Annotated in this window: 7 protein-coding genes; all 7 read right to left on the bottom strand. The window is 64.2% G+C overall.

Features of this window, described 5'->3' with window-relative positions:
- Positions 1 to 1517 (bottom strand): acyl-CoA carboxylase subunit beta (locus tag VMR39_RS25610; protein ID WP_325420548.1); only part of this gene is annotated, 1517 nt, incomplete at its 3' end.
- Positions 1514 to 2005: a biotin/lipoyl-containing protein gene (locus VMR39_RS25605; RefSeq protein WP_325420546.1), complete on the bottom strand. Its 492-nt coding sequence runs from the start codon at positions 2003 to 2005 to the stop codon at positions 1514 to 1516. The genes VMR39_RS25605 and VMR39_RS25610, both read right to left, overlap by 4 nt.
- On the bottom strand, positions 2005 to 3483 hold the full coding sequence (locus VMR39_RS25600; protein WP_325420544.1) for an acetyl-CoA carboxylase biotin carboxylase subunit: 1479 nt from the start codon (positions 3481 to 3483) through the stop codon (positions 2005 to 2007). The genes VMR39_RS25605 and VMR39_RS25600 overlap by 1 nt, the downstream gene beginning before the upstream one ends.
- On the bottom strand, positions 3480 to 5015 hold the full coding sequence (locus tag VMR39_RS25595) for an AMP-binding protein (RefSeq protein ID WP_325420542.1): 1536 nt from the start codon (positions 5013 to 5015) through the stop codon (positions 3480 to 3482). Before VMR39_RS25595 ends, VMR39_RS25600 begins: the two co-directional genes overlap by 4 nt.
- Positions 5016 to 5157: 142 nt before the next feature.
- Positions 5158 to 5916 carry an enoyl-CoA hydratase/isomerase family protein gene (locus VMR39_RS25590; RefSeq protein ID WP_325420540.1) on the bottom strand — a complete coding sequence of 253 codons (759 nt, stop codon included), beginning with the start codon at positions 5914 to 5916 and terminating at the stop codon, positions 5158 to 5160.
- A 6-nt stretch (positions 5917 to 5922) separates the two neighbouring features.
- Positions 5923 to 7095, bottom strand: a complete 1173-nt coding sequence (locus VMR39_RS25585; RefSeq protein WP_325420538.1) for an acetyl-CoA C-acetyltransferase — start codon at positions 7093 to 7095, stop codon at positions 5923 to 5925.
- A complete protein-coding gene (locus VMR39_RS25580; RefSeq protein ID WP_325420536.1) occupies positions 7092 to 8027 on the bottom strand; it encodes an enoyl-CoA hydratase-related protein in 936 nt (311 codons plus the stop codon). The genes VMR39_RS25585 and VMR39_RS25580 overlap by 4 nt, the downstream gene beginning before the upstream one ends.
- Positions 8028 to 8043 lie beyond the last annotated feature (16 nt).

Here is an 8043-nt window from a genome sequence, read left to right as displayed (position 1 = left end):
ATGACGCCGTCGTCCCATAGCTCCGACGTCGCGTGCCAGGCGCTCGATGCGCGCTTGTAATCGGCAATCACCGGATCGCGGATTGCGGCGATTGCTTCGGCCGACAGTTCGCGGCCTTCGCGCTGGAGCTGGCGAATCTTGACCGACGACAGCACGTCGGCCGCCTGTTCCGCGCCCATCACTCCGACCTGCGATCGCGGCCAGGAGAACATGAAGCGCGGATCGAACGCCCGGCCGTTCATGCCATAGGTGCCGGCACCGAAGGACGCACCGCAGTTGATGGAAATTTTGGGCACCGACGCCCCGGCCACCGCCATGATCATCTTGGCGCCATCCTTGGTGATGCCGCGCCGTTCATATTCCCGGCCCACCATGAAGCCGGTGATGTTCTGGAGAAACAACAAGGGCGTGCGGTTTTGATCGCACAATTCGATGAAATGCGCGCCTTTGAGCGCACTGTCGTTGAACAATACGCCGTTATTGGCGAGGATGCCGACCTGCTGGCCCCAGATATGGGCAAAGCCGCAGATCAGACTGGTGCCATAGGACGGCTGGTACTCGTGGAAGCGGCTGCCGTCGACGATCCGCGCGATGACCTCGCGCATGTCGAACTGCACCCGGCTGTCGGCCGGCAGGACTCCGTAAAGTTCGGCGGGATCATAAGCCGGCGGTTCGGGATCGATGGCCGCATTCCCGGCCTTGGGGCGTTGACGCCACTGGCTGACGATCTCGCGCGTGATGGCAATGCCCTGTAATTCATTGTCGGCTGGATAGTCGGCGACACCCGAGATTGCGGTGTGCATGTCGGCGCCGCCCAGTTCCTCGACCGTCACATCCTCGCCGGTCGCGGCCTTCACCAGCGGCGGGCCTGCGAGGAAGATCGCCCCTGTACCGCGCACGATCACCGAATAGTCGCTGAGCGCCGGGATATAGGCTCCGCCTGCGGTGCAGTTGCCGAGCACGAGCGCAACCTGTGGTACACCCTTTTTCGAGAGGATCGACTGGTTGCGGAAGATGCGTCCGGCACCGTAACGGTCAGCGAAGAACTGGTCCTGAAGTGGCAGGAAGCCGCCAGCGCTGTCGCACATATGAACCACCGGCAGGTTGTTCTCGATTGCGATGTCGAGCGCGCGGACGATCTTTTTGACCGACAGAGGATACCAGGCGCCGCCCTTGACGCTGCTGTCGTCGGCACGGATCACGACTTCCTTGCCCGAAACGATACCGATGCCGACCATCTGGCCAGCGCCCGGCGCATCGGCGGCGTAAGGCGATTCCCCTGCCGCCAGGGTCGACAGTTCGAGGAACGGTGTGCCAGGATCGAGCAGTTGTTCGAGCCTCGCCCGCACCGTCATCTTGCCCTGACGCTCTAGGCGCTTAAGATCACGCTCGGGCCGGGCGAAGCGTGCGGCCTGCTGGCGCTCGTCGAGCTGTCGCGCCAGCGCCCTGTTATGTTCGACGTTGGCGAGGAAGGCGGGATCGCGGGGGTCGACCCGGGAGTGGATGCGCCGCGTCATGGCTTGACCTCCAGCGGCGCGAGCGAAATCAGCGGAGCGTCGCGTTCGAACGATTTGCCGACCGCGAGATGCGCCGTCTCGATGACACCATCGCGGGGCGCGCGAATGGCAGTTTCCAGTTTCATGCTTTCGATCACCAGCAAGATATCGCCTTCCTTGACCGCCTGTCCCTCTTCGACCGAGAGCGCGACCACGACGCCGGGCATCGGTGCGCGGAGCACGTCCTGCGAGCCACTTCCGGCGCCCGCGGCGTGGTGCGAGACCGGATCATGGTAGAGGAGTTCGTGCGCCTCGCCGTCGATGTGGATGAACAGCCGATCCCCGTCGCGCGCGACGTGGATGGACGTTTCGACGCCGTCGATCCGCACGCGTCCGTTGGCGAGCGCGATCGTCGCTTCGCCGCCATCCAGATGAACTCTGTAGCCTTCGCCCGTGCGGGCAAGCCACAGGCTGTGCTCGACGCTACCAATCTCGAAAATATGCTGCATCAGTTCCTCCAGCCGCCGATGGCGGCATGAAGGACGGGCACCGCGTCGGCGGAATCGACCACGGCGCGCGTCGAGAGCGCGGCCGCGGCCAGCACGCGCCGAAGGGAGGCTTTGTCCGGAACCGGATCGGCCGCCAGTTCGGGCTTCTCGCCGATGAGCCCGGTGTGAATGGCCCCGGCGCGAACGTCCGGATCACGCAGCAGCCGCCGCAGATAGCCGATATTGGTGCGGCAGCCGAGTATGACGAAAGCGGCAAGGGCGGCGTCCGCCTTGTCGAGGGCCTCCGCGCGGCTCGACGCATGGACGATCAATTTGGCGATCATCGGATCGAACGCGGCGGTTACCGCGCCCCCCTGCTCGACGCCTGAATCGATCCGGATTCCATCACCCGAGGGCGGAATCATGACCAGCAGTGGCCCGGTCGTCGGTACGAAGCCCCGCGCGGAATCCTCGGCATAGACGCGCACCTCGATGGCATGGCCTTTGATGGCGAGATCGTCCTGGCCGTAACCGAGCGGTTCGCCAGCAGCGACACGCAACTGCTCGGAAACAAGATCGACGCCTGTGACTTCCTCGGTTACGGGATGCTCCACCTGGATGCGGGTGTTCATCTCGAGAAAGAAGAATTCGCCGCGACCGTAAATGAACTCTACGGTCCCAGCGCCGACATAGCCGGCCGCACGCGCGATGCCGGCCGCTACCTCGCAGATCCGCGCGCGTTCGTCGGCCGGAAGGGTAGGCGAGGGGGCTTCCTCGACCACCTTCTGGAAGCGCCGCTGCAGCGAGCATTCGCGCTCGAACAGATGGACGACATTGCCATGCGCATCGCCCAGCACCTGGACCTCGATATGGCGCGGACGTTCAACATAGCGCTCGGCGAAAAGCCGGCCGTCGCCGAAGTAGCGCTGGCCTTCATTGCGCCCGCGCTCGATCTCTTCTTCGAGCAGTGCCAGGTCACGCACGATCCGCATGCCCTTGCCGCCGCCGCCCGCCGAGGGTTTGATGAGCAGTGGCGCGCCGACCGCGCGCGCGCGTTCGACGAAGGTCGCGGGATCGTCATCCTCGATCGCCGACGGCGCGACGGGGAAGCCGCGGCTCTCGACGAAATTGCGCGCGCGGACCTTGTCGCCCATCAGGTCGATGGTCTCGGCGCGCGGGCCGATGAAGACGATTCCCGCCGCGTCGCAAGCCCGCGCGAACTCGGCATTCTCGGAGAGGAAGCCATAGCCCGGATGGATGGCGTCGGCGCCGGATGCGAGAGCGGCGGCGACGATCTGCGGTCCGTCGAGATAGGCTGCAACCGGGGTCGAGCCGGATATTTGCACAGCCTTGTCGGCCATCCGGACCGCCGGCGTGTCGGCATCGACGGCGTGATGGACGATGACGCCTGTAAGGCCGGCCTTTCGGACCGACCGCAATATGCGCACGGCGATTTCGCCGCGATTGGCGACGAGAACGGATGAGATCGATCGAGTCATGCGGCTGCCGCCTTTGCGAGATAGGCGGCGCGCAGCGCCTTCTTGTAGAGCTTGCCATTCTCCTGGCGCGGAAGCGCTCTGTTGAGATCGAGTGAGCGCGGAACCTTTATCGCCGACAGGTTGGCGCGGCAATAGGCGATCAGCGCCTCGGCGAAAGCCACCTCGTCTGCGGGCCATTCGCGCGGCTGGACCACCGCCTTCACTTCCTCGCCAAAGTCTGGGTTCGGAACGCCGAACACGGCTACATCCTCCACTTGGGGATGCATCGCGAGCAGATCCTCAACCTCCTTGGGATAGACGTTTACCCCGCCGGTGATGATCATGAAGTCCTTGCGATCGCTGAGGTAGAGATAGCCTTCCTCATCGACGCGACCGACATCGCCGATCGTGATCCAGCCATTGGCGTGGGTGACCGACGCAGTCTTCTCCGGATCATTGTGATAAGCGATCTTGGGACCATTGGCGAAGTAGATCTCGCCGACTTCGCCCGTTGGCAATTCTTCGCCATTTTCGCCGACGATATGGATTTCGCCCATTACGCAGCGGCCGACCGACCCGGGATGCCGCAGCCATTCTTCGGACGTGATCGCGGTGAATCCGATCGCTTCGGAGCCGGCATAGAATTCATGCAGGATCGGTCCCCACCAATCGATCAGCTGCTGCTTGAGCTCGGGCGGGCAGGGCGCCGCCGCATGAACCGCCGCCTTGTGGCTCGAAAGATCATATTGGGCCTTCACCTCGTCCGGCAGGCGCATCATGCGGTTGAGCATGGTCGGAACCCACTGGCTCTGCGTCACTTCATAGCGATCGATCGCCGCGAGCGCGCCCTCGGCATCGAACTTGGTCATAATGACATTGGTGCCGCCAAAGGGGTGGATCGCCATGGTGAATTTGAGCGGCGAGCCATGATAGAGCGGGGCGGGGTTCAGATAGATCGACCCCGCCTCGAAGCCGTAGAGCCGTGCCAGCAGCATCGAGAGCGGATCGGCCTCATCGCGGGTGCGGCCGAGCCGGGGTAATATGCCCTTGGGGCGCCCGGTCGTTCCCGAAGAATAGAGCATGTCGGATCCGATCGGAGCGTCTGCAGCGACCTCGAGCGGTTCGGAGCCATCGATCAGCGACTCGATCGGCGCAAAATGCTCGTTTCCGGGGCCGGTCGTGTACCAATGCCGGATATGCGGCAGCGCTCCCTTCACCAGCGTCATCAACGGCTCATATTCCGGGGCGGTGACCACCAGCGTCGATCCGCTGTCGGTGATGATATGCTCGACCTCGGCCTGCTGCAGCCTGGTGCTGATCGGGCTGAAATAGAGGCCTGCGAACCAGGCCCCCCAGCAGACGGGGTGATACCAGAGGCCATTGGGCAGCATCAGCGCGATATGATCGCCATGGCGCAGGCCCAGGGCGCGGAAGCCGGCGGCGAGCCGCCGGCTCGTCAAATCGAGCTCGGCGTAGGACACCGTCTCGCCGGTCTCGGCGATGATCGTGGCTGGCGCCTCGGGCCGGCTCTGTGCAATGACAAACGGGTTCATCGTTTCGCTCTCCCGGGAGGCGCGTCTGTTACTTCGATCGTCGACAGCACCATGTCCGAGCGACTCCTCTCCTTTGTTTGATTGTGCATTATCATCACTATCCATTTTTTGCAAAGTGTCAGAATCATGGGCGGCGGCGTGATCACGGGTTTCTGCGGTTGTCCATCGATGCGAGCAACGCCTTGAAGTCGTCCGATTTTCCGGCCCGATCCTGGGCCTCTGCTTCGGCCGCCAGCGAGGCATCGAGGCTGGAAGAGTCCGCCTGTACGAGAAGCTGTTTGTTGAGGCCCAGCGCGAAAGAAGGTTGCGAGGCGATTCCATGTGCAACTGATAAAGCCGTCGAGGCCAGCACTTCGACCGACACCACGCGTTCAACCATGCCGAGCGCCAAAGCCTGCTCGGCACCGATGTGGCGGGCGCCCAGCAGGATATGCCTTGCCCGGTTGCGTCCGACGATCCGCGGCAGCAGCCAGGCAAGACCGCAGTCGGGCACCAGACCGATCCGCGCGAAGGCGAAGTCGAAGACGGCGTCTTCAGCCGCGATCACAAGATCGCAGGCGAGTACCAGTCCGCACGCGCCGCCGACGACCTTGCCGTTGACGGCGCAGATGACCGGCATCGGCAGGTCAAGCATTGCCCGCAATGTGGGGTGATAGACGTCCTCCAGTAGCGCTGAGAGGTCGCCGGCACGGGTTGATGGATCGGACAGGTCGCCCCCGCTCGAAAAGGCCCGCCCTTCCGCCGACAGGACCACCGCGCGCGCAGCGGCCGCACGTGCGCGGTCGAACGCCTCGATCAGGTCGGCCAGCAGCTCGCGGCTGAGTACGTTGAGCTTTTCCGGATAGGCCAGGACGATGGAGGCAATGCCATCATCGACCGTGAAGCGGAGGCGGTTGAACATGACGTGTCAGAGCGCTTCGACGATCGTCACGTTCGCGATGCCGCCGCCTTCGCACATGGTCTGGAGGCCATAGCGCAGTCCGCGCTTTCTCAGTCCATGCACCAGCGTGGCCATTAGCTTGGTCCCACTGGAGCCCAGCGGATGACCAAGCGCGATCGCGCCGCCATTGACGTTGAGCTTGTCCGGGTCTGCGCCCACCTCGCGCAGCCAGGCAAGCGGCACCGGTGCGAATGCTTCATTGACCTCGTAGAGATCGATGTCATCGATCGACAGACCCGATCGTGCCAGCGCCTTGCGCGTGGCGCGGATCGGTTCCTCCAGCATGATGATAGGATCGCCGCCAGTGACGGTCACATTGTGGATGCGCGCGAGCGGTATCAGACCATAGGCCTTGAGCGCCGATTCGCTGACGACAAGCACCGCCGATGCGCCGTCGCAAATCTGGCTGGCATTGGCGGCGCTGATCACGCCGCCCTCCTGCAAGGTCTTTACCGAACCGATCGATTCAAGCGTCGCATCGCGCCGGATGCCCTCATCGACGCGATGCAGCCGTTCGTTACCCCCGGCATCGACAACGGCCACGGGCACGATTTCCGCGTCGAACGCGCCGGCGTCGACCGCCGCGGCGGCACGGCGATGACTCTCCAGGGCGAAGCTGTCGAGCGTGAGCCGGTCGAAGCCATATTTGTCGGCCATCATCTGCGCGCCGGTGAACTGGCTGAACTCTTCGACGCCATAACGCTGCTTGATCCGGTCGGCGAAGGGGGTGCCAAGGCCGGCTTGCGCAGGCAATGTTGTCGCGGTGAACATCGGCACGCGTGTCATGCTCTCTACACCAGCGGCCAGCACCACGTCCTGCGTGCCCGACAGTACCGCCTGGGTGGCGAATTGGATCGCTTGCTGCGAGGAACCGCATTGACGATCGATCGTGACGGCAGGCACCGTTTCCGGCAGGCGCGACGCGAGAACGGCATGGCGACCGATCTGGAAGCTCTGCTCGCCGGCCTGGCTGACGCAGCCCATGATCACGTCTTCGATGACCGCAGGATCGATGCCCGAACGATCCAGAGTCGCGTTGATTACCTCAGCAGCCAGTTCGACCGGATGCCAGCCCGCAAGCGCGCCCTTGCGCTTGCCGCCAGCTGTTCGCAGCGCGCTGACGATATAGGCCTGGGTCATGGTCGAATCTCCGTTTCAGATGAGGGGTGAGCGTGCTGGAGTCTTTCCAGCCAGGCGATCGGGCCGCCCGACCATGCCGGAAAGCCGTGAAACCGAATGGCGGCGTGATCGACCAGCGCATGATCACTTTGGGGGAGCGTCTGCCGAAGGGGTTGATAGGCGGTGGCGGCCGCGTTCATGAGGACCCGGGCAACGCGTCCTTCAGGACCGGCACCGGGACGCTCGAACCAATAGTCTTCGCCCGCCGCTCGCTCGTCATTGGACCAGGGTGGCAGGATCGAATCCGCAGACGACGGCGTGTTGGCGAACCCGAGCCGCTGTCGCACCCCTTCGAGGGTGTCGGCAGAAATCCCGGCGAACAGGAGTCCCGAGCCGGCAGCGGTCAGTAAGTCGCGGAGCGCTTCACCCATCGCGTCGATGCCCGACGGAAGACTGTCCGTTTTCCGCCGCTTACCATAATCCTGGGCTCCGACGAACAGCGCCCGGATCATGTTGCGCGGCTCGGGCCGCTGGATCAGCGCCGCAAAGGCCTCGATCTCCAGGGCGATGCCGTCATCAATGGAGGCCGCGAGTCCCTTGTCGAGGCATTCGAAAACCGCGATGGGGGCGGGGAAATTGCCCCCCGTACGGGACAGCATCGCTTCTCGGTCGGACGCCAAAGTAGCGCGCCAGCTATCGGCATCCCGAAGCATCCAGCCCGGCCTGGTCCAGGGCTGGGCCGCAGAAGCATTCTCCAATATCCATGCCCGAGCCGCCTCGATTTCGGCGCCGGGCGCGACAAGCTCATCCGCGATGCCTGTTTCGAGCGCGCGGGTCGAGGACAGGTTTACGCCATCGAGCAGAATCGGCAGCGCGGCCTCGACCCCAATGAGCCGAGGCAGACGTTGGGTGCCGCCGGCGCCCGGCATCAGGCCAATCGGAACTTCCGGCAATCCGAGCGCAGCCGAC

The sequence above is a fragment of the Sphingobium sp. genome (assembly GCF_035511395.1).
Taxonomy (GTDB): Bacteria; Pseudomonadota; Alphaproteobacteria; order Sphingomonadales; family Sphingomonadaceae; genus Sphingobium.
Note: the sequence above shows the minus strand (reverse complement) of the source record. Positions and strands in the feature narration are given on the sequence as shown.